We start from the raw sequence: 26,958 nt of genomic DNA, 5'->3' as shown, positions 1-26,958 counted from the left end.
CACAGTTGCCGAAACATGCGGGAACTTCTTGGCAAGGTATGGCATTTTATGGAAACCGTTTCGCCTTTTCCCGGCAACGGACACGGCATCGCGAAAATGTAGCAGTATTCGGATCAGCTATTTAGGACTGTTCTGCCGTAAGGATTGGCAACTAGGGGGGATGACTGTCTTGGTGTTGACCTATTTTGCTGGTGCTTTTTGGGGCTCGTTGGATGTGACGTGGTCTACGATTGCCTTGATTGATGGTATGCCATTATTGCTAATTCAAGTATTCAGATACAAAGCCATGACATACTTCTGGCAGCATGGTCTGCAGCTTGCCTAAGGCTAGTATGCGGTGCAAGACGGCGTATGGCGCCACTATAATGTATGGCGTTCAGACCAACTGCAGCAAAAGAGTTTATCCTCTAACTACTCCTTTGAAATCCCATCAGTGAAGGAAGTGCAACAGCACTTCCTATCCCTTAAGACTCAAGCCTCTTTTGTTACCAATCTACTCTCTGGCAGCAGTACATGGCAGTGGTACGAAAATTGCTGATTTAGCCTATCAGTAGAGTTGTTGGTGATTTTGTGAAGAAATCTTGGACTTTTATTATGAAAGTAGCGGATTTGTGAATTGCAAGCACCAATTTGAAGCATTGATAAATCGGCACTGCTATTCTTTTGCACCATAATGAAGCGGTGTCCGGTGATAATTATGAGGGGGCGTTGCTTGTTATGGATCGACTTATAAAAAATTATGATTCCGGCGATTTTTTTGATGAGCTGATCGACCACACCGGAAACCCCCGTCCTCCCGCCAAACAATTGCTCAAATATCTGGATTCCCTCTCTGCCGACGAACTGGAGAAACGCCGGCTGACGGCGGAAGCCACCATCCAAGAGATGGGCATCAGTTTTACCGTCTATACCGAGGAAGGCAATATTGATCGTGCCTGGCCGTTCGACATTATCCCGCGCACCATTGAGGCTAAAGATTGGGCGGTGACCGAAGCGGGCCTGAAACAACGGCTGACCGCTCTCAACCGTTTTATTGATGATCTGTACCATGAGCAACACTGTATCAAAGACGGCATTATCCCCGAGCATATTATCAAGGAGTCAAAAAACTTCCGGCCAGAATGCGTTGGGGTTTCGCCCGCTTATGGGGTGTGGGCGCATATTTGCGGCACCGATTTGGTGCGTGATGCCGATGGCAAGTTTTACGTTCTGGAAGACAATTTGCGGGTGCCTTCTGGGGTGTCTTATATGTTGGAAAACCGGGCGATTACTAAGCGGGTGTTACCGGAACTCTTTGAAAATGATGATATTCAACCCATAGGGTCTTATCCATCGCAACTGTTCGATACCCTGGCAGCGCTGTCTCCGCGCAAGGTCGCTCGTCCAGAAATCGTAGTGTTAACGCCAGGCATTTATAACTCCGCCTATTTTGAACATGCGTTTTTAGCGCAGCAGATGGGGGTAGAGCTGGTAGAAGGCTCAGATCTGTTTGTGGGCAGTGATGATTGTGTCTACATGAAAACCATCTACGGCCCAGAACGGGTGGATGTGATTTATCGGCGTATTGATGACTTGTTCATTGATCCAGAAGCCTTTAATTCAGAGTCTGTTTTGGGGGTGCCGGGATTGATGCGGGCTTGGAAAGCGGGCAATGTGGCCTTGGCTAATGCGCCGGGGGCCGGGGTAGCAGACGATAAAGTGGTCTATGCCTACGTACCTGCACTGATCCGTTATTATCTCAACGAAGAACCTATTCTGCCCAATGTGAAAACCTTCCTGTGTGACCGGGATGATGAACGAGAGTATGTGCTGGCAAACCTCGACAAGCTGGTAGTGAAACCGGCCAATGAGTCCGGTGGTTATGGCATGCTGGTGGGGCCGCATTCCACTAAAAAAGAGCAACAAACCTTTGCGGAACTGATCAAAGCCAATCCGCGTAACTATATCGCCCAGCCGACACTCAAACTGTCAACTGCACCAACGTTAATAGGTAAAGATGTGCTGGAACCGCGCCATCTGGATCTGCGGCCATTCATTTTGCAAAGCAAGGACACTTACGTCACCACTGGTGGTTTGACCCGGGTAGCGATGAAAAAAGGCTCGCTGGTGGTCAACTCTTCCCAAGGCGGTGGCAGTAAAGACACCTGGATTGTTGGGACAAAAGGAGACTGAACATGTTGTCACGGGTTGCCGAGCGCCTTTACTGGAGTGCGCGTTATCTGGAGCGAGTGGAAAATATTGCCCGTCTGGTCAGTGTCTATGATGACCTCATGTATGACTTGCCGCGTGATATTGCGGTGTCTTGGTACAATCTGGTGGAGATCAACAGTGGCGTGGAACAGTTTGATCAGCGCTACAAGGTCAAGGATGAACACAATGTGCTGAAGTTCCTGCTGGCCGATGACACTAACCCTGGTTCGTTGTTGTCATCGCTGAAAATGGTGCGGGAGAATATCCGTACCACCCGCGATGTGGTGCCGGGCGAAATGTGGGAACTGATCAACGAGTTAGATCTCTATGCGCAGCACAATATCAAGCAAGGGATCAACCGTTCGGTGCGCCATGCTTATCTCAACACCATCATTGAAGGTTGCCAGAAGATCATTGGCCTGCTGACCGGCACCATGGACCGTCACGCGGGTTGGCACTTCATCATGATGGGGCGTTTTCTGGAACGGGCCGATATGAACACCCGTATTCTGGATGCCGCCAATTTTCAAATGCTGCATTCGCAGGAAGAGGAAGATGTGCGGCTGGGACAGGTCGTCTGGTCCAAAGTGCTGAAATCCCAGAGCGCTTATTTGAGTTTTCGTCGCACCATGCGCTGCTCCATTACTGGCGCCGCGGTGGTGACATTCATGCTGACCGATCCCTGTTTTCCGCGCTCGCAGCGCTATTGCCTAGAGCAGATAAAAATCGCTGCCGCCACCTTGCCCCGTTTTGGCATTATCGCGGCTAATGTCGACAAGTTGCTGCAACTCACGCAGGGAGTGGAAAAGTCGGAAGATCTCAATCAGCAGTTCAGTGACTATCTCAATGAGGTGCAACTGGGGATGATTGCGTTGCATCATCAGATCACTGAAAACTGGTTCCACTTTCGTCAAGAGGATGCCGCATGACCATTCGCATCGCCATCCAGCACACCACCACTTACGAGTTTGACCGGGATGTTAAGGTCTCGCCGCATATACTGCGGTTGCGGCCCGCGCCGCACTCACGCACTCATATTCATGGCTATTCGCTGAAAGTCACCCCTGAGCAGCACTTCATCAACTGGCAACAGGATCCGTTTGGCAACTGGCAGGCGCGCTTGGTATTCCCAGAAAAAACGCGCAAGTTGCAGTTTGCGGTGGAAGTGATTGCCGATATGACGGTGATCAACCCTTTTGATTTCTTCATCGAAGAGTACGCCGAAACCTACCCCTTCAACTATGAGCCGGTACTGCAAGAGGAGCTGGCACCTTATCTGAAAACCGTTGAAGATTGCCCGGAACTGGATGCCTGGATGGCAAGCATTGATGGCAAAGACCAGGCGATTGTGGGGTTTTTGGTGGAACTTAACAGCCGCTTGGCACAGGACATTGACTATGGCATTCGGCTCGAACCCGGAATTCAAACGTGCCAGGAAACGCTGACGCTGAAAAAAGGTTCCTGTCGTGACACTGCCTGGCTGTTGGTGCAGATCCTGCGTCGGCTCGGGTTGGCGGCTCGTTTTGCTTCTGGTTATCTGGTGCAGCTAGTGGCCGATGTGAAGGCGCTGGATGGCCCGTCGGGTACCGATCACGACTTTACCGACTTGCATGCCTGGTGTGAGGTCTATCTGCCTGGCGCTGGCTGGGTTGGTCTCGATCCCACCAGTGGCCTGTTAGCCGGTGAAGGCCATATTCCGCTGGCGTGTACCGCGGAGCCTATCTCTGCGGCACCGATTACCGGTTATACCGACAAGTGTGAAGTCAACTTTAGCTATACCAACGTGGTGACCCGTATTCATGAAGATCCGCGAGTCACCAAGCCTTATAGCGATGATGTTTGGGAAAACATCAAGGCGCTGGGCCGCGCGGTGGATCAGGAGCTGCAACAGGGCGATGTGCGGCTGACGATGGGCGGCGAACCCACCTTTGTCTCCATTGATGATATGGATTCCGCGCAATGGAATACCGAAGCTCTCGGTGCCGACAAGTTGCGGCTGGCAAAAGACCTGCTGCTAAGCATGAAAGCCAAGTTCGGTGGCAACGGCTTGCTACATTATGGGCAGGGCAAGTGGTATCCCGGCGAAGAGTTACCACGCTGGGCGCTGGGGTGTTTCTGGCGTACTGACGGCGAAGCGTTGTGGCATGATCCACAATGGTTGGCGCGGGTCGACAAAAATTATGGTTTTACTGAGACCGAAGCACGACGTTTTGGTAACGCCTTATGCGGTGAGTTGGGGCTCTCAGCCAAGTATTTACAGCCAGCGTTTGAAGACACCTTGTACTACCTGTGGTTGGAGCGCAATCTGCCAGATGCAGCTAACCCGCGTAAGGCCAATCTGCAAGATGATCTGGAACGGCGTCGTCTGGCAAAACTGCTGACTCACGGGTTGGAAAATCCCACCGGCTTTGTGCTGCCGGTAATGTTTGACGGCTATTTGTGGCAGAGCAGTTTGTGGCCACTACGGGCGGAGGTGATTACCTTGATCCCCGGCGATAGTCCAATGGGATTTCGTTTGCCACTGGGTTCCTTACCGCCAATGAGTGAAGAGGAGCTGGACGCTGAACGCGATCCGTTTGAACCAAGGGAACCGCTGGCAACATTTGACGTGAGTGGTGACAGCCCGAGTATTGCTGCGCAGCAGACCGGGCAACCGCCACAACCGCCGCTAAGAATTGTTAAACCTGTGGTGCGCACCGCTATTTGTCTGGAAGTACGTGATGGGCGCTTGCATCTATTTTTACCGCCACTGAGCTATTTAGAGCACTACGTAGCTCTAATAAGCGCTATTGAAGCGGTCGCCAGCCAGCAACAACTGCCAGTGGTGATTGAAGGATATGAGCCACCGAAAGACTATCGGATACAGAAATTCCTCATCACCCCAGACCCAGGTGTAATTGAGGTCAATATTCACCCCGCCAGCAGTTGGGATGAGTTGGTACACAATACCGAAACCTTGTACGAGCAGGCTTATCTGTCCCGTCTTGGCACTGAGAAATTCATGCTGGATGGTCGTCATACCGGCACGGGTGGCGGCAATCACGTCACCTTAGGCGGTTTGACGCCAGCGGATAGCCCGATGTTACGGCGCCCCGATCTGCTACGCAGTTTAGTGACCTACTGGCAGCACCATCCCGGCCTGTCCTACCTGTTTTCTGGTATGTTTATCGGTCCCACCAGTCAGGCGCCCCGAGTGGATGAAGGCCGTGAAGAGTCGCTGTATGAACTGGAAATCGCCTTTGCCAACATGCCAGATGGCTTGGTGGCGCAGCCGTGGCTGATTGATCGTCTGATGCGCAACCTGCTGGTGGATATTACCGGTAACACCCATCGCTCCGAATTCTGCATCGATAAACTTTACGCCGCCGGCACCGCCAGTGGTCGTCAGGGATTATTGGAATTCCGTGGTTTTGAAATGCCGCCGCATGCCCGTATGTCGCTGGTACAGATGCTGTTACTGCGTTGCTTAGTGGCGCGTTTTTGGAAGAAGCCCTACAACAAGTCGTTGATCCGTTGGGGCACTGAACTGCATGACCGTTTTATGATGCCTTACTATGTCTGGCAGGACATCAAATCAGTGGTGGATGACCTGCAACGCCACGGCTATCCGTTCCAGTTGGAATGGCTGGCACCGTTTGAAGAGTTTCGTTTCCCGCATTATGGCCGCCAGCAGTTGGATGATATTCAGTTGGAGCTGCGCTGGGCCATCGAGCCTTGGCACGTGCTGGGGGAAGAAGTGACACACTCAGGAACCGCCCGTTATGTGGACTCTTCCGTGGAGCGGTTGCAGGTGCGACTCAGCGGTATGACCGATGGTCGGCATGTTCTCACCTGTAATGGCCGCCGGGTGCCGTTAAGTGCGACTGGCACCAAAGGCGAAATGATTGGTGCGGTGCGGTATCGCGCCTGGTCGCCACCCTCAGCGCTGCATCCCACATTGGGGGTTGATGCGCCGTTGGTGTTCGACTTGATTGATAGCTGGAATGGCATGTCGATAGGCGGTTGTACCTATTACGTCAGTCATCCGGGCGGCCGCAACTTTGCCAGCGTGCCAGTCAACAGCAACGAAGCGGAAGCGCGTCGCGTTAACCGGTTTCAAGAGCAAGGTTTTACCCAGGGGCCATTGATACCGCCGCCGGAATTTAATGCTATACGCCATTTTTATGTGAATGAACAAGTACCACGGCCGATGGCACCGCCAATGGAGGAAATCAGTCATGAATACCCCCATACATTAGATCTCAGAAAGAAAGTATACTAGGCGCCAATTTGCCGGAGTAAGCCATTAACTGATGCGTTCGCCTTTAGCCAATAACTCGGCACCGGAAACTCAACCGGTGCCAAATGCGCCCTACGTCAAGCCTGCCGGGGCCTTTGACGAAGCCTTTGATGAAGGACGGCAGCCTCGTGCTCATTGGCAGCAATTACTGGAGCACATTGGTCGTTTAGGCACGGATGGCATGGATGACCGTTATCGCCGAGCGCAACGCATTCTGCGAGATGACGGTGCAACCTATGACCTGAATAATGATCCCTTGTCACCCAGTGTCTGGTCGCTGGACATCATTCCTAATGTGATTAGCAATGATGAATGGGCGTTTGTTGAACAAGGGCTGGCACAGCGTTCGACACTGTTCGAACTTATCTACCGCGACTTATATGGCGAACAACAGTTGCTGAAGCAAGGGATTGTGCCGTCAGAAATAGTCTTTGCCGATCCCGGTTTTCTACGCCAATGTCATGGCATGCGTTTGCCGGGTGCTAAGGCGTTGATATTGCACGCAGTAGATATAGTCCGTGGTGAAAATGGTCAGTTTGTGGCGATAGGCGATCGCACCCAATCCCCCAGCGGTAGTGGCTACGCGCTGGAAAATCGCACCGTAGTGTCACGGGTGATGCCGGGGCTATTTCGCGACAGCAATGTGTTACGGCTCTCCGCTTTTTCCCAAACACTAAGGCAAACCCTTGCGGGATTAGTGAGCCATAAAACCGATACCCCGCGGGTGGTGGTGCTCACGCCAGGTGCTTACAGCAGCACTTATTTTGAACATGCCTATCTTGCCAACCATTTGGGATATCCGCTGGTGCAGGGCGGCGATCTTACCGTGCGTAACGGCAAGGTGTGGATGAAATCCCTTAACGGCTTGTCGCCAGTGGATGTTATTTTGCGGCGGTTGGATGACTCCTTTTGTGACCAGGCGGAGTTACGCGCTGACTCCATGCTCGGGGTTCCCGGGTTGTTGGAAGTGGCGCGTAACGGCAATGTGGTGCTAGCCAATCCATTGGGGAGCGGGGTGCTGGAAGCGCCGGGATTGTTGGCGTTTTTGCCAGATATTTGCCAGTTCCTTATGGGGCAACCGTTACAACTGCCCTCGGTACGCACCTGGTGGTGTGGCAATCCACAGGATTACGATTATGTCGTCAATCATCTGGATCAGCTGATCATCAAACCCACTTATCGCAGTTTTGCCAGCAAAAGTATTTACGGCCATAGTCTCGATGCTAAAGCGCGAGCGGAAACCTTGGCGATGTTGGCCAAAAATCCAGCGGGTTTTGTGGCGCAATGTTATATCCCAGGAGCGCAGGCTCCTATCTGGCACGAGCAACGATTGGAGGGGCGACCAGGGATTTTGCGCACCTTTACCGTGGCGACGAAAAACGGTTACAGCGTGATGCCGGGCGGACTCAGCCGGGTGGCAGAATCTACCGCCGAAGTGATTGTCACTAAGTTATCGGGTTCGCGCAGTAAAGACACTTGGATCTTGAGTGACAAACCTGAGGTGGAACCATCTGCGGTAACAGAATTCCCGCGTGATGAAGCGCAGGTCACCAATCTGCCGAGCCGGGTAATTGAAAACCTGTTTTGGTTTGGCCGGTACGCCGAGCGGGCAGAAGTGAGCCTGCGTTTGATGCGCACCATCTTTAAGCAGCTCAACGGTGTGGAACCACTACCGCCGGAAAGCCGCAATATCTTGCTGCAGGCGCTATCACAAGTAACGGGGTGCCTGCCGGGATTTACCGAAAACGAAGAATTGCTGGAACATCCCAATGATGAACTGGCAGCGTTGGTCACAGATCATGAACGTGCCGGGTCAATTAAGGCTAACCTGCAAGCGATGTTGGCCTGTGGCGAGCAGGTCAAAGAGATGCTGTCGGCCGATACCCGCATTATTCTTAACGAACTGCGTGACCATATTCATGAGGTCGACCGCGCTTATACCCATGGCTTGCCATCGGTGCCAGAAGAATCACTAGACGGTCTGGTCACCACTTTGCTGGCGCTATCCGGCCTGAATAATGAAAGCATGCTGCGAGGCATGGACTGGATGTTCCAGGAAATCGGCCGCCGTACCGAGCGGGCATTGCTGACTGCGACGCTGCTGAAGGCCACGTTGGGTAAACCGTTACCGGGGATGCAGCAGCAGTTGATCCTGGAATCACTGCTGTTGAGTGTGGAAGCGTTGATCTCCTTCCGTCGCCGTTATCGTACCGGCACCCGCATCGAGTTCGGGTTGGATTTATTGATGATAGATCTATCCAATCCCAGGTCGCTGATCTATCAGGTCAATCAATTGCGTAAATATCTCAACGAGTTGCCGCGCAACGAAAGCATGACTTCTGGGTTGTCGCCGGAAAATCGGCTGATCATCAAATCGCTGAACGATATTCAACTGGCAGATCTGGCGCAGTTGGCGCATGTTGATCACCGGCATCGCAGTCGTGCTAGCCTACAACAGCTGATGAGCCAGATTATTGAACAATTGGAGCAATTTACCTCGTTGCTCAGTGATAAATATTTTGATCACACGGCGGGCCCACAACAGCTGATTAAAGCTAAATGGAAGGCCGAACTATGAGATACCGGGTGCGACATCTGACCGAATATCTGTACGCAGCGCCAGTAACGCTGTGCTACAACATGACCCATCTGTTGCCTAGAGATACACCGAAACAACGTTGTCTCAGCCGGAATATCAAGGTCAGTCCGACGCCTATCTATCACAGCGCCGGGGAAGATTATTTCGGTAACGAAACCTACTATTTCTCCATTCAGGAAGCCCATAAAAAGCTCACTATTGAAGTAGAAAGTATTTTTGATATCGATGAACAGGATTTGCCTAATCAACTGAGTCTGCAGGTACCGACTTGCGGTGAGTTGCGGCAGATACTGGCCTATGCGGATACACCTGAATTGCGCATGGTGAAAGAATATCTGCTGGATTCCACCCATATTCACCGTTCTGCCAAGCTGGCGGCGTATGCCGCGGATACCTTTGCCGATGAGGTATCGGTATTGCAGGCTGCGCTGGATTTCACCCATAAAATTTTTCAAGAATTCACTTTTGATGCCTCTGCCACCAGCATCAGCACCCCGGCAGAACAGGTGTTAGAAGAGCGGCGTGGCGTGTGCCAGGACTTTGCCCATTTTGCGATTTCCTGTATTCGCTCAGTGGGTTTACCCGCACGTTATATCAGTGGCTATCTGGAAACCTTGCCGCCGCCAGGACAAGAAAAGCTGGTGGGAGCCGATGCTTCCCATGCTTGGTTTGCCATCTTTGTGCCTGAGTTAGGCTGGGTGGAATTTGATCCCACTAACGACCTGATGCCCAATGGGCAGCATATCATCACCGCTTGGGGCCGTGATTATGCCGATGTCTCACCACTGCAAGGGGTTATTTTTGATGGTGGCGACAGCCAGAAACTCAATGTTTCAGTGGATGTGCAACGTCTCTGACATAGCCTCAATTAAGCTACTGTAATCGTTTGCTGCCATGGGACGATAGTCTGATATTGCAGCAAAAGTATTTATGCTTGCCTTGCGCTTGAGTTAGAATAGCCAAAAGCGAAACAGCTGTAAGCTAAAAGGTAAGTTACAACATGTCTCTTGAGCAGTATCAGATTATCAGGTTGCTGGACCAACAGGTGCAGACACAACAGGATAAAATTGCCCTGGAAGGCTTTGAAACAGCAGCCCCGTGGGATAAGGTCAGCTGGATTCAACTCAAAAATATCACAGATCAACTGGCGGCAGCGCTGATTGATAGCGGTCTTGAGGTGCAAGATCGGGTTGCTATTTTGTCTAACAACTGTCCACAGTGGACCTGTATTGACGTGGCGACTATCAAGGCGCGTGGCGTATTAGTGCCCATTTATCCTACATCTACCTTGGAACAGGCGGCGTATATCATCCGTGACGCGGGCGCCAAAGTGCTGTGTGTGGCCAATAATGAACAGTATCATTTGGCCTGCAAGCTGCAGCAGCTGTGTCCAAGCTTGCAGCAGTTGATTGTGTTCGATAATAACGTTGAACTGATATCTTTCAGCCATTTCTACCTGGATAAAATGATCAGCGAAGAGGCTGGACAACCACACCCAGAGTTACAACAACGGTTGGCACAGAGCCAACTGGATGACCTGATGACGTTGATCTATACCTCTGGCACTACCGGCGACCCGAAAGGGGTGATGCTGGATCAACGTAATATTGCTTCGGCGATGCGGCAACACCATCAACGGGTGCCGTTTAAGCGTGATCAAGTATCTTTAGTCTTTCTGCCCTTGAGTCATGTTTACGAGCGTGGTTGGAGTTTTTATGTGCTCAGTCAAGGTGGCCGTAATGTCTATCTGTCCGATACCCATAAAGTAAAAGAAGCCTTAGTTGCCGTAAAACCCGATACCGTATGCGTGGTGCCAAGATTTCTTGAAAAAGTCTACAGTGCGGTGCAGGACAAACTTTCCAAAGCGCCAGCGTTCAGTCGTAAGTTATTTGCTTGGGCATTAGCTGTGGGTCAGCGGCAATTTGAAGCATCCCAAGGCCGAGCCAAAGGCAGTTGGTGGTTGAAAGCGCAGTGGTTACTGGCAAACCGCTTAGTGTACAGCAAGTTACATCAGGCGCTGGGGGGCAACATTAAGTACATGCCTTGTGGTGGCGCCGCACTGGATCCGCATGTCAGTGCCTTCTTTGCCGCCATTAATGTGCCGTTGCTGGTGGGCTATGGCATGACCGAAACCACGGCGACAGTAGCTTGCTGTAGTCCAGATAACCGGGTGCCTGGCGCTAACGGTAAACCGCTGGATGAAGTGGAAGTGCGCTTAGGCACCGACAATGAAATCCTAGTGCGCGGTGATACCGTGATGCGCGGTTACTTTAACCGGCCGCAGGATACTGCCGAAGTATTTGAAGATGGCTGGCTGAAAACCGGTGATGTCGGACAGTTGGACGCCAACGGCAATCTATTTATTACCGACCGTTTGAAAGAACTGATGAAAACCTCTAACGGTAAGTACATTGCGCCACAACGGGTTGAAGGCAAAGTAGGTTGCTGCCCCTTCATTGAACAAGTGGCCATTATCGCCGATGCCAGAAACTATGTGACTGCGCTGATTGTGCCCGCCTTTGAAGCGCTAGAAGCCTGGGCAAAGCAGAAAGGGCTGAGTTATGAGTCACCGGTGGAACTGATCCGTCATTCCCAGGTGCTGGCGCATTTTGACGAGCGCCTGAAACAGCTACAGCAGGGTTTGGCAGGTTTCGAGCAGATCAAGAAGTTTACCTTGCTCCCTGAAGCCTTCTCTATGGAAGCAGGGTTGATTACTCCAACGCTGAAACTGCGGCGTAAGATGATCTACCATAAATACGCGAATGAAATTAATGCCATGTATGGGCATTAATCTTTGGCTGATTTGAAAAAGGCTGCTTGGCAGCCTTTTTTTATAATTGAAGCGAGCCAGTAGCTTTCCTATCGACCTCGGTTCGCTAGTTACTTGCTGGTTTAAACTGGTGGATGCTGTGATTCAGGGGAATACTGAAGGGCAAATGTAAATGGCGACGTAATTTGCTGATTATCTGTGTATATGATCACAAATGATAATAAAACTCATTTGCATTTTTGTGTATCAAGGCTAAAGTACCTTCCAACCTTAATTGGCCGTTTAATGATAAATGTCATTTAACAAATTGATTTAAATATAAATAAGTCTTTCCTGCATGGTGGTATTCAGTAGTCCATTTCTGCTGCTGTTTGGTTGGAACAGGCTTAAATAGATCAAAACAGATAGGTTGGAAATGATGATAAAACCCCAGCAATACCAAAAACTGCCGCTTGCTATGGCGGTATCTGCCGTCTTTATTAGCCAATGTGCTTTGGCGGATGATGCGGCGATTACCGATGTAAAATCGATTGAAAAAATCGTTGTGATTGGTGAGAAAGCGCCTAAATCACTCAAAGAAACCAGTTCATCTGTCGCGGTATTGTCAGAAGAGATACTGAATAGTACTGAATACAAATCAGTGACAGAAGCAGTATCTGAAATTCCGAACGTGGTCGCAGTTGCTGGCTCATTGCCTGATATTCGCGGTGTGAGTGGTAACGGTTCAGCGGGCGGATTTAACTCCATTTCTGGTGGTGCTAAAGGGCGCGTATCGATCCTTGTCGATGGGGTGGCGCAGCCTTTTGTCGCAGACAATAGTGGCGATATGGGCTTGTGGGATATGGAGCAGATGGAGATCTACCGTGGCCCACAATCTACCAGCAACGGCCGTAATAGTATGGCTGGAGCGATCTATATCAAAACCAAAGATCCGACTGAAGACTGGCATGGTGCGGCACGCGTAGGTTATCGCAATGAAGATAGTTACGTTGATACATCAGTGGCGCTGTCAGGGCCGTTGGTGACTGATACTTTGTCGTTCAGAGTGAGTGCGCAACAACTCAATGGCAATACCATTACCGACGATAGCGGTTATCAAGGTAATCCGCCGGATTATGACCTGGATAAAGTGAAAGCCACCCATGTGCGCACCAAACTCAAGTGGACACCAACCGATAAACTATCGATGTTGTTGAGCTATTCCGATAGCGATGAAAAGGGCGATGTGGGCCGTATCTTTTACAAGGCGGATGACCTGTCGCAGTTCAATCGTATCTACTTTCGCGACATTAAAACCCGCGTGAAGACCACCAGTCTAACAACTGATTACGAATTTAACGACGATCTGCGCTTGGAAGTGTTGACTGCTTACATGGACTATCATTGGGGCTTTGATAGCTATGATGAAACCGAAGCGGAAAAACAAGTGCTTAGCTTTGATGAAGACAACTACACCGTGGATGCTAAGTTATCTTTCAATCGACGTGGCGATGCTGCTTTTGGTTTTGTGGGCTTAGATTATTTCAAACGCGAGCATGACATTCTCAGTATTGGCTCAACCGCCTATAACGGTGACGACTCAAGTGATTCTTTGGCAGCTTATGGTGAAGTGACTTTCACCCTCACCGATAAACTGAGTTTGTTAACTGGTGCCCGCTTAGAGCGCGAGTCGCAAACGCGTCACTTTATCTATGGTGCTATCGACGCCAATCTTGATAAAGACACCAATATTTTTCTGCCAAAGTTGGAGCTGCAATATGCCATCACTGACGCGACGACGTTGGCGTTGAGTGCTCGCAAAGGCTACAACGCGGGCGGTGGTGCGCTGAACTTTACCGCACAAGATTACTATTACTACGACGAAGAGAAGGTGATGACCTATGAACTCAGTAGCCGTAGTTCCTTGCTGGATGGCGATCTGTTTCTGACCGCGAACCTGTTCTACAACGATTACGATGGCTTTCAATCACTTAACTCAAGCCGTTACATCACCAATATGGATGATGTGGTGACCTATGGTGCTGAACTGGGCATCAATGCTGATCTAACCGATGCCTTGCAGATGAATGCAGGCATTGGGGTATTGCATAGTGAGATTAAAGATGCTGGCGCAGAGTATCAAACGGCCAACGGCAATGAGTTAAATAATGCACCTAAATTTACTGGCAATCTTGGCTTCACTTATTGGCTAACCAATGAGTTTAGCGCTGGTGTATCTGCTAACTATGTTGGCGAATACTATGGCGACTTTACCAATACTGAGGGTAACAAAGCCGGTGACTATACACTGGTACGTGTGCAAGCCAGCTATAAATCGGCGGATTGGCAAGTTACCGCATTTGTGAACAACGCCTTTGATGAATTGGCAGTGATGAGTCGCACTGCACCTGATGGCCTCTATCCTACCGGATATGCCTCTGTTGCCGACCCTCGTAATATGGGGATATCAGTGACTTATTCATTTTAGCTAATAGTGAGCCGTTTATATTTAGTTGATAAGATGAATTTACTGCTAAATAAAAAAATCTAGCGACGATATCTATCGTTAATAACGATTAAGCAAGATATAAAAATAGGCATCGTGAAGATGCCTATTTTTATGACGCTATTTTCAAAGCACTACCCTGCTCTCTTCGGCGTAGTTCAAATACAAAATAGTCGCAGCGGCTAAAGCGTATTGCTGCACCCCCAGCGGTGCTATGAATTACAGGGTTGCGGTGTACGTTTCGGCAGCTTTAGACGCGGCAACAGCAAGCCAGCAATGACCACGGCAATCCCTAACAGTTGCAGTTGTGTCACCGATTGTCCCATCAAGAAGGCGGTGAGCACGGCAAAGATCGGCACAAAGTTGAAAAACACGGATGCTGTGGCTGAGCCTAAACGGCGTACCCCATTAATCCACAACAGGTAGCCAGCAACCGTGCCAAAAATAGCTACATAGAGAACTTCGCTGATCACCACTGTTGAGGCGCTGGTAAGCTCAGTTAAGGGCTTAACTTCTGGGTTGAATATGATCATTGTGCCAATCACCAGCGCGCCACAGATCATCCCAATCAGTGTATAAGGGATGACGGCCAGCCAACGGCTAATCCCTTGACTGAAATAGGTGTAAAGGCTCCAGGCCAACATGCCACAGAAAATCATTTGGTCACCTTGATTCAGTTGCATGTGCAAGAGACTGGCAATATTGCCGTTAGTGATCACTATTAGTACGCCGGAGAGACAGACTAGCAAACTTATTACTTGCGCAAACGTCGGCAAACGCCGCAGAGCGATACAGGCAATTAGCGATGTGGTTAACGGGCTTAATGCCATAATCAACGAACCATTAGTGGCGTTGGTAAGGGTTAATCCGGTAAATAAGCCGAGATTAAGTCCGCCGATACCGATAGCGCTGACAATAACCACCCAGCTCCATTGCATAACCGTCAAGTTGGGTTTATCGCTGCGGGTGAATTGCAGATAAATCGCCAAACAGATTGCCGCTAATATAAAACGCCATAGCACGAGTGTCAGCGCATGCACCTCATGTAATGCATGCTTGCCGATGGGAAAACAGCTTCCCCAAAAGAACGCACATAAAATTAATAGTGCAACCGCCTTGAGTACAGAGTCTGACCTCATCGTCCACTCCAAAGAACTTGTGAAAACCGTCAGGCTAGTGTATTGATTTCATTAATTGGATAAACAGGCAAAAATAGGACTTAAAATTCCAAAAATGAAATCTAACTATTCACTGGATGATTTACGTTGCTTTTGCACTGTCGCGCGCTGGGGCAGTTTTACGGCTGCTGCCGAACAACTTGCCATACCGTTATCCACTCTCAGTCGCCGTATTCGTCAGCTCGAAAGCGACCTGCAACTGCGACTGCTTAACCGTGATGCGCATCGGGTGGTACTAACCAGCACCGGTGCACAGTATTATCAACGCTGCAGTGCCTTGTTCGAGGAATTGCTGGATATCGACGAGGATCTGCACCGAGATAAACATCGCCCTAGTGGCAAGATTCGGGTATCGGCACCTATCAATTCTGGTTCTTACTTTCTACGAGGCATTTTTTATGATTTTCTGCAGCATTATCCTGAGATCCAGCTGGATCTTCACTTCTCCAATTCGCTGATTGATATCGAAGCTGAAGGCATGGATGTGGTGTTTCGTGTCGGCAGTCCTATTGTCGAAAATTGGATTGTCAGGCCGCTGAAACATTTACGTTTTATCCTATGTGCGCCGAAAGAGTACGATGTCAGTACTATTACCACGCCAGACAAACTCTGTGGTCACCCGATCGTTTTGTGTCGACCAATGATCCCGTGGCATCTGCAACATCAAACCACTGGGCAAGAGTTTGATTACCAGCCGCAAAAGCTAGTGCGTTTAGAGGTGGATGAAGTGGGTCTATTAACTCACGCCGTGAAAACCGGACTGGGTATTGGCTATATCCCGGATTACATTGCAATGCCAATGATTGCTGCGGGAGAGATACAACGCGTTTTACCCGATTGGCACGGCAAGGTGCGCACGCTGATGATGCTATATCGCGACCGTAATAACCTACCGCTGCGGGTCAGGATGTTTGTCGAATATGTGCTGCAGCGCTTTGCGACAATGGTGGATTGATCTCGTTTTCCAGACAGAGTTTAGAAGTTTGGGCGAAAATTACCTCCCACTTTAGTTACGTTTGCAGCAATAGACAGCATTGTGCGATGGCTTGCCGCTCCATTACGCCATTTTGCGCAGCATCATTAGCTCCGATGCGTTATTCCGGCAGTTGGCTGAATTTCAGCAAGGCCTTTGGTAACAGCATAATCCTCCGACGGACGCCACTACGACCTTAGTCCACTATGACTGGAAAACAGAAAAGCGTCAGTATATTAGCGAAATCATAGGTAACATATTCAGGGAATATGCAGTAGCTCCTTGAGTTTGTTGCGAAATCAAAAATTACTCTCTATTTTTTGTCATGAGCACCCGGTGAAATTTTCACCGTGCAATAAATGGTGCTAAGGTGGAGAGTCGGCAATTGCCGCAAATTGAACAAGGAACACCATAATGAAACTGATAAGAAAAATGGGCGTTATTGGGGCTATCGCTGCGGTATGTGTCAGTTCCGCAGTCTGGGCGGCACCCAAGTTCATCAATATTCTCACCGGTGGTACCAGCGGTGTGTATTATCCGCTGGGGGTGGCGCTGTCACAAATCTATGGTAACCATATCGACGGGGCAAAAACCTCTGTCCAGGCCACTAAAGCTTCAGTGGAAAACCTGAACCTGTTGCAGGCTGGCCGCGGGGAACTGGCGTTTTCTATCGGCGACTCAGTGGCTGCCGCCTGGAAAGGCGATGAAGAAGCCGGGTTTAAAAAGCCATTGGATAAACTGCGTTTATTGGCCGCGATTTATCCTAATTATATTCAGATTGTGGCGAACAAGGACGCTGGTATCAAAAGTCTGGCAGATCTGAAAGGTAAACGGGTATCTGTGGGGGCACCTAAATCTGGTACTGAGCTGAATGCCAGGGCTATCTTTGCCGCTGCCGGACTGACCTATGATGATCTGGGTAAAGTGGAATTTCTGCCCTATGCGGAATCAGTAGAGTTAATTAAGAACCGCCAGTTAGATGCAACACTGCAGTCTTCTGGACTGGGCATGGCGGCGTTGCGTGATCTGGCCGCTACTATGCCAGTTAACTTTGTGCCGATCCCTGCCGATGTGATTGCAAAAACTGGCAATGCGGCATTCCAGGCCGGGGTGATCCCTGCTGGGACTTATGATGGTCAAGATACCGATGTGCCCACCATCGCCATTCAGAATCTGTTGGTGACCACTACTGCGGTTTCTGACGATGTGGCATATCAGATGACCAAGTTATTGTTTGAAAACTTGGATTATTTGGGGAATGCCCATGCCGCTGCCAAGGCAATCACTCTGGACAAAGCGGCTAACTCACCCATCCCGATCCATCCTGGTGCTGAACGTTATTACAAAGAAGTGGGCTTATTGAAATAAGCGATAAAGACTCCCCGGCCCTGCCGGGGAGTGACTCACTGTTGTTTGAAGTAGCGAGGCACACAATATGACTGAATCCCGTGAGGGTTTAGAAGCAGCCACCTCAGAGTGGCCGAAAGCGTTATTTACCGTGGCACTGTTGTTTTCAGCGTTTCAGCTGATCACTGCAGCGTTTCACCCGGTTTCTACTCAAGTCCTGCGTGCCGTGCATGTAGGCTTTTTGCTGCTGATAGTTTATATCACTTACCCTACCTTCAAAGGTCACAAAGTCTGGGCACCGCTCGGCTGGTTACTGGGATTGGCAGGTATGTCTACGGCGGCTTATCAATGGATTTTTGAAGCGGATCTGATCCAACGCTCCGGTGATTTGACCCAGATGGATATGTTCATGGGGTTGATGTTGATCGCGCTGGTATTTGATGCTGCTCGTCGTGTGATGGGGCCAGCGTTACCATTCATTTGCACCCTGTTTCTGGCTTATGGGTTGTTAGGTCAATATCTGCCGGGTGAATTTATGCACCGTGGTTATGGCCTTGACCAGATCGTGAACCAGTTATCTTTCGGTACTGAAGGCTTCTATGGCACCCCAACCTATGTATCGGCCACGTATATTTTCCTGTTTATTCTGTTTGGCGCATTCCTAGAACAAGCGGGCATGATCCGGCTGTTTACCGATTTTGCAATGGGCTTGTTTGGACATAAGCTCGGCGGCCCCGCAAAGGTGTCGGTGGTGTCTTCAGCGTTGATGGGCACCATTACGGGGTCAGGCGTGGCCAACGTGGTGACCACCGGCCAGTTTACTATTCCGTTGATGAAACGTTTTGGTTACCGCAGCGCGTTCGCGGGAGGTGTGGAAGCGACCTCCAGTATGGGTAGCCAAATCATGCCACCGATTATGGGGGCTGTTGCTTTCATCATGGCAGAAACCATCAATGTGCCCTTTATCGAGATCGCCAAAGCGGCACTGGTGCCCGCAATGTTGTATTTCGGCTCGGTGTTCTGGATGGTACATCTTGAAGCTAAACGTGCCGGGTTACATGGTTTGCCAAAAGAAGAGTGCCCCAATCCCTGGAAAGCAGTGAGTCAGCGCTGGTACTTACTATTTCCTTTAGCAGTGTTGATTTATCTGCTATTTGCCGGACGTACCCCGCTGTTTTCCGGTACCGTAGGATTGTCTCTCACCGCGATTGTGATCCTTGGCTCTGCCATCGCTATGCAAGTGTCATCCAAATGGTTGCGTGTGGCTTTCTGGATAGCACTAGGGTTGATGTGTGCTGGATTTTTCCGCATGGGGATTGGTGTGGTGTTTGGGGTGATCGGCGCACTAGTGGTGATCTGTTGGTTTGTGAAAGGTGGCAGAGACACGCTGCGCATTTGTGTCCACGCGCTGGTTGATGGTGCTCGGCATGCGGTACCGGTGGGGATCGCCTGTGTGCTGGTGGGGGTGATTATCGGCATTGTGTCTCTGACTGGTGTTGCCTCAACCGTAGCGGGATACATTCTCGCCGTGGGACAAAGCAATCTGTTCTTATCACTGGTGCTGACCATGATTACTTGTTTGGTATTGGGTATGGGTATCCCGTCGATCCCCAACTACATCATCACCAGTTCCATTGCTGCGCCTGCACTCCTCGATTTAGGTGTGCCGCTGATCGTGTCGCATATGTTCGTGTTTTACTTTGGCATTATGTCGGATTTGACTCCGCCAGTGGCACTGGCTTGTTTTGCCGCCGCACCTATTGCCAAGGAAAAAGGACTGAAGATTAGCTTGTGGGCGATTCGTATCGCGATCGCAGGCTTCATCATTCCCTACATGTCGGTGTATTCCCCGGCTTTGATGCTGCAGAGTGACAGTATTAGCGCCATCGTATACGTGGTGTTTAAAGCGTTGCTGGCCATTGGCCTTTGGGGCGCAGTGTTTACCGGGTTCCTGTTGCGGCCAATGAAATGGTGGGAACGGCTAGGAGGGTTTGTTGCCGGGGGTAGCTTGATCCTCGCCACGCCGATGAGTGATGAGATAGGGTTTGTGCTGGTGGCAATTGTAGTGCTGCAACATTGGTGGTTTAGTCGCCGCGCTGCCTTACGGAGTGCCAGTTGATGTTAGGTTTGTGTCTTGGACTGGCGGGGCAGTTGTGGGCGAGTGTACCCCAGCCCGAGTTCACCTTAGGCTGGCGTCATACGGTTGAAAAAATCCGTTGGGAAGAAGATTACAACGTGACGCCACAAGGCCTACAACTGACGCAGGCCAGAGTTAAGGGCACCGGTGCTGGCATGGAAATCCCCGATGGTGCGGTATTTCGTGATGATAGTTGGCATTACTATGAAAAGCGCCCGCCAATCCCTCTACTGAAATTGGGTCGGGCACCAGAAGGTGGAGATTACGACATCTGTTTTAACGGTCAGTGTCAGCCGATGAGCCACTGGATTGGCAAGCCGAACTACCAGGTCGAGACCGTGGAGTTGTGGCCCTGTGAACTCCCACTGCCTCGTCAGCAGAAATGATTAGGGTTGGGCGGTAGCACTAATGCTATCGCCTTGCTCTAGGTTATTGGCGGTCTGTTGCGTTTGTTGCTGTTTTTCCGCTTTATATGCCAGTGCATCGGCCGGTACTTTGCTGACTTTGCCTGTACTCAACCATTGTTTCAGCCGCCCGGCATCGGCAATGTGAGTATATTTGCCGAATGCATCCAATACGACAAATGCCACTTGTCGCCCGGCCATTTCCGTCAACATCACTAGGCAATGTCCTGCGTCATCGGTATAACCGGTTTTGGTCAGATGGATCTTCCAGCCTTTTTTATTAACCAAAGGGTTGGTGTTATAAAATGCCAAGCTATAACGCGGCTTTTGGAGGGTAACGCTGCGATTCTTAGCGCTGCTAAGTTGTCCCATCAGCGGATATTTCTGGGTGGCCTTCAGCAATTTGATGAGATCACTGGCGCTGGAGACGTTTTGACTGGAAAGTCCGGTAGGTTCCACAAAGTGACTGTGTGTCATACCTAGCGTTTTGGCTTTGTGATTCATGGCTTTAATGAAAGCCGGAAACCCACCAGGGTAATGGTGAGCTAATGTCGCAGCCGCGCGATTCTCAGATGCCATCAGCGCCAGTGCAATGGCTTCCTTGCGCTGCAGAGTGCTGCCAAAGCGTAGTCGCGATACCACATTGTCCATTCCTGGAACGCCATCAACATTGACATCTATCCGCTCATTCAGCGGTTGTTGGGCATCCAACACCACCAAGACCGTCAGCAGTTTGCTGACTGAAGCAATGGGGTGCGATTCATCGGCATGATCGGCATACAGCACTTCACCCGTTTTAACATCTACCAGCATGGCACTAGCGGCCGCTAACGGTTGATGGGTCTTGGGAACGGCTTTGGCATTTGCCAGCGATGGGAGCAGCAGCAACAGACAGCCGAGCAAGGGCAGGATTTTCAGACTCATGGGCAGCAGCCTACAGCTTGATCAGATAAAAATATTTGCCCAAGTGTAATTAAATGCGCATGAGTCGCAAGTACCCACGACTGATTTATTGTTGCAATCGCTGCAGAATGGCGCGTAAATCTGTGGGCAATGGCGTTTTTTTACCTTGTTTGAAGTCAAACATCACCGCAACAGAACTCCCCGTGGTGGTAACACACTGTTGCTGAGTGCTAAACACTTCGTAATGTAAGGTAAACCTGTCATCACCAATTTCACTGCAACTGATGCCAACCAACAAGGTATCGGGGTAAACCACTGGGCGCCGATAACTGGCATGGTTCTCACTAATCACCGGGCCTAGGCCCTGTCTATACATCTCAGTAAGCGGAAACTCGCGATTAAAGAACTCAATCCTGGCATCTTCAAAGTAGCGAAAATACGCTACGTTGTTGACGTGTTGCAGTGCATCCATGTCACCCCAGGTCACTTTAATACTACAGGCATCGGGATAACGCTCAGTAAAGTCTGCCATAATAAAACGCTCGTTTGAATTTTGCTCCAGCATAACAACAGCCTAATGTTGGCTCAAGTGTTGTTGATGAATATCTAAAACAACAACGGCGAGAGCCGTAGCTATCGCCGTTGTTACAAGCGGGCGCAGTCTTATTCTATTTGCAGTTCACTGAAGCTGTGGATCTGTCGGTAATCACCAGTTTTTACTGAGCTATCACGCACCATCTGGCAGGTTTGCATACCGGCAGCCGCAGCGGCTTTGAGTTCCCCCAGCAGATCGGAAACGAACAGCACCTGCTTAGGCGCCAGGCTAATCGTGTTGAGAATATTGCTGTAAGCCTGTTTGTCGAGTTTGCTGCCCGTCCGGGTATCAAAATGACCATTAAACAGCTCGGTCAAATCGCCGCCATCACTGTGGCTGAATAGCAACTTCTGTGCCTCTACAGAGGCGGACGAAAAACTGTACACCCGCAGACCTTGGGCTCGGTACTGTTTTATTGCCTCAATAAAGTCAGGATAGATATGTCCGGTAAAATCATTCTGCGCATAGCCTTCTTTCCAGATCAACCCTTGCAGCGTCTTCAACGGTGTAGCCTTACGGTCTTCCTGTATCCAGGTTTGCAAGATTTCCGCTACTCGCGCCAGACTGGCATCGTATTCTAGGGTAATGTCCCGGGTGTCACTGATACAGGCATCTACTAGAAAATTCTGCTGCTGCCGCTCCAGAAATATCGGCATTGCCTTTAATGAATAGGGGAATAATACATCTTGAATAAAATGCTGGTCGGTCGTGGTGCCTGCCGTGTCCACAATAATGGCTCTGATGCCCATGAGGTCGATACTCCCTAATCTTCTTGGCTAACGGCAGATACTAATCGTTATTGGCAAATTTGACCAGCAGGGCGCTGGGCAGTTGGTGTCTGGGTAAACAAAATGTAATGTAAAGTGCAGGCTTGTCTGCTAAAACGGTAAATTAGTGGAACAGCAATCAACTCTATTGGCCGAATGACAGCAAGGGATCGTCGCTGTATCGATTTCGTCATTTTCTGAATCCTGGCCAGCTACCGGAGGGCAATAACCGTGAGTTATCAACTGAAAATTAACGGCCAATTGATGCAGGCAGATGTCGCCGCTGATACGCCGCTGTTGTGGGTTCTGCGCGATACCTTAAAACTGAAGGGAACCAAGTTTGGTTGTGGTATGGCGCAGTGTGGTGCCTGTACCGTACACCTTGATGGTAAGCCGGTGCGTAGCTGTGTAACCCCGATTTCGGCGGTAAAAGACCGTGCTATCACCACCATCGAAGGGATTGCCAACAGTGAGCTGGGGCAACAGGTACAGCAGGCGTGGAAGATCCTCGATGTGCCGCAATGTGGCTATTGTCAGGCTGGGCAGATGATGTCGGCGTTGGCATTGTTGCGGCAGTTTCCACAGCCAACAGATGCACAGATTGCCAGTGGTATGAAGGGAAACCTGTGTCGCTGTGCAACCTATCATCGTATCAAGCAGGCTATTCAGCAGGTGGCACAGCATACGGACAAGGAGGCCAGTTGATATGACTTCGCAGAACTCTGCAATTAAACCGCAAACATCAGGTTATTCGCGTCGAGCCTTTTTAAGAGCCAGTGCTATTTTAGGCGGCGGATTGTTTGTTGGCTTGTACCTGCCAAAAGGCGTAGCCGCCGCAACAGATGGTACGGACAGTTGGACACTGAATGCCTACATCCGCATTGGCAGTGATGACAGCATCCGTATTATGGCGGTTGCCCCGGAAATCGGTCAGGGCATTAAAACCTCACTGCCGATGGTGATTGCCGACGAGCTGGACGTTGCTTGGGAGCAAGTACAAGTAGAACAGGCGCCGGTGATGCCCGAGATTTATGGGCGGCAGTCGGCGGGTGGCAGTCGCAGTACGCCGATCCATTTTGAGGAACATCGGCGCATTGGCGCGGCAACCCGGCAGATGTTGCTGCAGGCCGCCGCCGCGCAGTGGCAGGTGCCCGTGGCAGAATGCCGTAGCCAGCAGGGAAAAATCCTGCATGTGAGTGGACGTAGTTTGCGTTACGGCGAGCTGGCTGCCGCCGCGGCAAAACAAGCGGCACCAGAATTGACGTCCGTGGCATTAAAAACCGATGCCCAACTGCAAATCGTGGGTAAATTTACCGCAGGAGTGGACAACGACGCCATTGTAAGTGGTCAGCCGTTGTTTGGCATTGATGTTGAGTTGCCCGGCATGCTGTATGCGGTTTACCAGAAATGTCCGGTATTCGGTGGCACTGTAAAACATGCCAATGTCGCGCAGCTTGAAAAGCTCCCCGGCGTACGCAAAGTGCTAGTGGTGTCTGGTAACGGTGATTTTTATGGCTTGGATGCGGGGGTTGCTATTGTTGCAGATAGCTGGTGGCAGGCGCAGAAAGCGCGACAGCAGCTACAGGTTACATGGCTCGACAGCAAAGCGACAGGCCAGAGTAATGCCGAGTTTGACCGTTTAGCCCATGCGTTAAAGAGCCAAATGCCAACCCAGATCTTACGTAACGATGGTGATATTGAGCACTGCTTTGCCGGGGCAGCCAAAGTTCTGCAGGCGGACTATTACTATCCATTTGTGGCCCATGGGCAGTTGGAACCGATGAACTGCAGCGCTCAGTGGCAGGATGGCAAGCTCAGTCTTTGGGCGCCGACGCAAAATCCTGTCGGTGGTCAGAAGCAGGTAGCTCAAGTGTTAGGCATCAAGGAACAGGATATTACCATTCATGTGATGCGCTCCGGTGGCGGATTTGGGCGGCGGTTGTTCAATGATTACATGGCTGAGGTGGCGTGGATTGCCCGGGAAGTGGGGGCTCCGGTAAAACTGCTATGGTCGAGGGAGGATGATTTCCAGCATGATTTTTATCGCCCTGCAGGTTACCACAGCTGCAAACTGGCACTGGATGCCGAAGGGAAACTGATAGGGTTGCAGGACCACTTTATCACCTTTGGTGCGCAGGGGCGTCCCTTGTTGGCGGCGCAGATGAACAGCGATATCTTCCCCGCAGGTTTTATACCCAACTTGCAATATGGCAGCTCACTGATCCCGGCGCATATTCCTACCGGTTGGCTACGGGCGCCAGGCAGTAATGCGTTAGCCTGGGTGTTCCAAAGCCTGTTGGATGAAGCTGCCCATGCCATCGGGCAAGATCCGCTGGCACTACAATTGGCGTTGCTGGCACAACCTGTGGGTGACCTCGGCAGTTTCAATCCACAGCGGATGACCGCAGTGTTGCAAGCCGTTGCCGAGCGCAGCGGCTGGGGCCGAAAAGTTGCCGCTGGTCATGGTTTAGGTATCGCCTGCTATTACAGCCATGCAGGTTATTTTGCCGAGGTGGTTGAAGTCAGCGTCAATCAAGGCAAATTACAGATCCATAAAGTCTGGGCCGTAGGCGATGTCGGAAAGTATATTGTTAACCCCAGCGGTGCAATGCATCAGGTACAGGGTTCGATTTTGGATGGATTATCGCAAGCCCTGTATCAGCAGGTGCCGATTGATGGTGGTGCCAAGCTGGTGAATTATCATCAGCATAAGATGCTGACAATGGCAGAGGTGCCGGAAGTTGACGTGGAGTTTTTGAAGACTGATTACCCGACTACTGGACTGGGGGAACCCGCATTGCCGCCAGTGATCCCAGCATTATGCAATGCAATTTTTGCCGCTACCGGGAAACGTATTCGCCAGTTGCCCATCACGGCGGACATGCTCACCTGAATATGAGACTGCAAACTGCGAAGCAATAACGCCGCAACTTCGCTATTTATTGGCGCTATTGCTGCTGTCCGCACCGATATGGTTGTTCGTGAGGGGGATTTACCAGTAGATGGCAGTTATTGGTCGCGTTCCCCCTTTTGCCATAACAACTTTTGGAAAGGGCTATTTGGCGCTATCGATTGTATCGGCGGGGAGTGCTGCGGCGTCTTGGGTGCTACAAGTGTGTGACCAGTTCAGTTCCATTGATGCGATTGCCCCAGAAAAAACATAATGTCATCATGAACTTGAATCTGAAATTAGGCAATTATCATGCGCTAGTTATGCCTAGCGTGTGTGCTGTTTTCACGCAAAATTCGTAGCATGTCGCACATTAGGATGAGGTTCATCGGCATATTAAGGGCAAACTGAAGTTTTCTGGAAAATGGCCGCTTATTTACCATAGCCATGCCGAATGGCGGCCTGCGGGAACGCAACGATTATTTGTCTGAGGGAAAAGACACAATGGTGAGAGTCAATACATTAGCGAAGTACGGTTATAGCGTGATGACCGGGCTATGTATCTTGTGGTTAAGTGGTTGTTCTAAGCCAAGTACGCTGGCAGAGACCTGTCAGGCATTCCCAGAAATTTGCCATGATTTAGATCTTGATGCGACCTGTCGTGAAAAACGCGAGCCGCTGCTGGCGCTACGCTTGTCGATAAAACAAAATCCGGCGCTGGCACAACAGGATGAGACGCAGTTTCAGCGTTTGCAGTTGGTTGAGTCCTATAACCGTTGTCTCCAACGCGCAGCGGGTATTCAACATGTGAATCATCCGCAACTCACCAGTAATTCACAACGCGCTTACGCGTTAACCTCGCTCACTTTGGCGCAGATACAACAGCAGACCAAAGGTAGCCACAATCCCCATGTGGCTTATTATCACTGGGTACATTTTGGCGATAGCCAAGCGTTAGCGACCTTGCTACAAGCTCAACGTAATGGTCAGATCAAAGAAGCTTATATTCTTGCCGGGCTGGCGACCTCACAGCTTAAGACCGAGCCGGATTTTGCCCGTAGGTTATATCTTGAAGCATTGCGGGATGCCACTCCGTCAGATTTTGTTGCTGACTGGTTGTTAGCGTTGGCACAGGTAACGCCTGATCGTGAGATTAAGTACCTGTTGCAGAAAACTAACATTGACTTGACGCAACGCAAGGCCGATCAACGCATGATGAGTGCGGAACTCGGTGCGAGCGCAGAGATACAACAGCAGTTAGATCAACAGTCCTTGGTATTAGCCAAGGCTCTGTCCGAAGGCTCTTACGCTAGCAGTCATTGGCCCGACTTTCTGGCTGGGGATAAGCAGGCATGGCTCAGCATTATCAAGGCAGAAGGCTGAGTTGGTGCGTCAGGCTATGCCTTCGGTGTGAGTCAGGCTACTATAAAACCATTATTGT

Annotated in this window: 20 protein-coding genes; 16 read left to right on the top strand and 4 right to left on the bottom strand. The window is 50.5% G+C overall.

Annotated features, from left to right (window positions below; genetic code table 11):
* The 8 genes from IE064_RS07945 to IE064_RS07910 all read left to right on the top strand — a co-directional run.
* Positions 1–325: hypothetical protein (locus IE064_RS07945; protein ID WP_229799915.1), on the top strand; the 325-nt coding region annotated here is incomplete at its 5' end.
* Between the two features lie 392 nt (positions 326–717).
* Positions 718–2,172, top strand: a complete 1,455-nt coding sequence (locus IE064_RS07940; RefSeq protein WP_189617371.1) for a circularly permuted type 2 ATP-grasp protein — start codon at positions 718–720, stop codon at positions 2,170–2,172.
* Positions 2,173–2,174: 2 nt separating this feature from the next.
* Positions 2,175–3,119 carry an alpha-E domain-containing protein gene (locus tag IE064_RS07935; RefSeq protein ID WP_133038280.1) on the top strand — a complete coding sequence of 315 codons (945 nt, stop codon included), beginning with the start codon at positions 2,175–2,177 and terminating at the stop codon, positions 3,117–3,119.
* A complete protein-coding gene (locus tag IE064_RS07930; RefSeq protein ID WP_189617370.1) occupies positions 3,116–6,451 on the top strand; it encodes a transglutaminase family protein in 3,336 nt (1,111 codons plus the stop codon). Before IE064_RS07935 ends, IE064_RS07930 begins: the two co-directional genes overlap by 4 nt.
* A gap of 31 nt (positions 6,452–6,482) precedes the next feature.
* Complete coding sequence (locus IE064_RS07925) at positions 6,483–9,047, top strand: circularly permuted type 2 ATP-grasp protein (RefSeq protein ID WP_189617369.1); 2,565 nt, start codon at positions 6,483–6,485, stop codon at positions 9,045–9,047.
* Positions 9,044–9,925, top strand: coding sequence for a transglutaminase family protein (locus IE064_RS07920; RefSeq protein ID WP_189617368.1), 882 nt, complete (start codon positions 9,044–9,046; stop codon positions 9,923–9,925). The genes IE064_RS07925 and IE064_RS07920 overlap by 4 nt, the downstream gene beginning before the upstream one ends.
* Positions 9,926–10,068: 143 nt before the next feature.
* Positions 10,069–11,859 (top strand): AMP-dependent synthetase/ligase, encoded by a 1,791-nt coding sequence (locus IE064_RS07915; protein WP_189617367.1) that lies wholly within the window; start codon positions 10,069–10,071, stop codon positions 11,857–11,859.
* Between the two features lie 394 nt (positions 11,860–12,253).
* Positions 12,254–14,305, top strand: coding sequence for a TonB-dependent receptor (locus IE064_RS07910; RefSeq protein ID WP_229799907.1), 2,052 nt, complete (start codon positions 12,254–12,256; stop codon positions 14,303–14,305).
* 230 nt (positions 14,306–14,535) lie between these two features.
* Here the strand turns inward: IE064_RS07910 and IE064_RS07905 are convergent, their stop codons facing one another.
* Positions 14,536–15,462, bottom strand: a complete 927-nt coding sequence (locus IE064_RS07905; protein ID WP_189617366.1) for a DMT family transporter — start codon at positions 15,460–15,462, stop codon at positions 14,536–14,538.
* A gap of 94 nt (positions 15,463–15,556) precedes the next feature.
* Here IE064_RS07905 and IE064_RS07900 point away from each other — a divergent pair, with 94 nt between their 5' ends.
* The 4 genes from IE064_RS07900 (at position 15,557) to IE064_RS07885 (ending at position 20,344) form a co-directional block, all read left to right on the top strand.
* Positions 15,557–16,456, top strand: coding sequence for a LysR family transcriptional regulator (locus IE064_RS07900; RefSeq protein ID WP_189617365.1), 900 nt, complete (start codon positions 15,557–15,559; stop codon positions 16,454–16,456).
* Positions 16,457–16,888: 432 nt separating this feature from the next.
* Entirely contained in the window at positions 16,889–17,842 is a 954-nt protein-coding gene (locus IE064_RS07895; protein WP_189617364.1) for a TAXI family TRAP transporter solute-binding subunit, read from the top strand.
* A gap of 67 nt (positions 17,843–17,909) precedes the next feature.
* Positions 17,910–19,940, top strand: a complete 2,031-nt coding sequence (locus tag IE064_RS07890; protein WP_189617363.1) for a TRAP transporter permease — start codon at positions 17,910–17,912, stop codon at positions 19,938–19,940.
* Positions 19,940–20,344, top strand: coding sequence for a DUF1850 domain-containing protein (locus IE064_RS07885; RefSeq protein ID WP_189617362.1), 405 nt, complete (start codon positions 19,940–19,942; stop codon positions 20,342–20,344). Before IE064_RS07890 ends, IE064_RS07885 begins: the two co-directional genes overlap by 1 nt.
* Here IE064_RS07885 and pbpG read toward each other — a convergent pair whose 3' ends face one another.
* The 3 genes from pbpG to mtnC all read right to left on the bottom strand — a co-directional run bounded on the left by pbpG (position 20,345) and on the right by mtnC (position 22,609).
* Positions 20,345–21,286 (bottom strand): D-alanyl-D-alanine endopeptidase, encoded by a 942-nt coding sequence (gene pbpG, locus IE064_RS07880; RefSeq protein ID WP_373295255.1) that lies wholly within the window; start codon positions 21,284–21,286, stop codon positions 20,345–20,347.
* 85 nt (positions 21,287–21,371) lie between these two features.
* Positions 21,372–21,797: an acyl-CoA thioesterase gene (locus IE064_RS07875; protein WP_189617379.1), complete on the bottom strand. Its 426-nt coding sequence runs from the start codon at positions 21,795–21,797 to the stop codon at positions 21,372–21,374.
* Between the two features lie 131 nt (positions 21,798–21,928).
* Positions 21,929–22,609, bottom strand: coding sequence for an acireductone synthase (gene mtnC, locus IE064_RS07870; RefSeq protein WP_189617361.1), 681 nt, complete (start codon positions 22,607–22,609; stop codon positions 21,929–21,931).
* Positions 22,610–22,858: 249 nt separating this feature from the next.
* Here mtnC and IE064_RS07865 point away from each other — a divergent pair, with 249 nt between their 5' ends.
* The 4 genes from IE064_RS07865 (at position 22,859) to IE064_RS07850 (ending at position 26,900) form a co-directional block, all read left to right on the top strand.
* The gene (locus IE064_RS07865) at positions 22,859–23,332 is read left to right on the top strand and encodes a (2Fe-2S)-binding protein (RefSeq protein ID WP_189617360.1); all 474 of its coding nucleotides are present in this window, start codon (positions 22,859–22,861) and stop codon (positions 23,330–23,332) included.
* A gap of 1 nt (position 23,333) precedes the next feature.
* Complete coding sequence (locus IE064_RS07860; protein ID WP_189617359.1) at positions 23,334–25,520, top strand: xanthine dehydrogenase family protein molybdopterin-binding subunit; 2,187 nt, start codon at positions 23,334–23,336, stop codon at positions 25,518–25,520.
* Between the two features lie 109 nt (positions 25,521–25,629).
* Entirely contained in the window at positions 25,630–25,791 is a 162-nt protein-coding gene (locus IE064_RS07855; protein WP_189617358.1) for a hypothetical protein, read from the top strand.
* Positions 25,792–26,021: 230 nt separating this feature from the next.
* Entirely contained in the window at positions 26,022–26,900 is an 879-nt protein-coding gene (locus IE064_RS07850; RefSeq protein ID WP_189617357.1) for a DUF2989 domain-containing protein, read from the top strand.
* Positions 26,901–26,958 lie beyond the last annotated feature (58 nt).

The sequence above is a fragment of the Shewanella fodinae genome, from assembly GCF_014651955.1.
Taxonomy (GTDB): Bacteria; Pseudomonadota; Gammaproteobacteria; order Enterobacterales; family Shewanellaceae; genus Shewanella; species Shewanella fodinae.
This window is presented reverse-complemented; position numbering and strand designations above follow the sequence as displayed.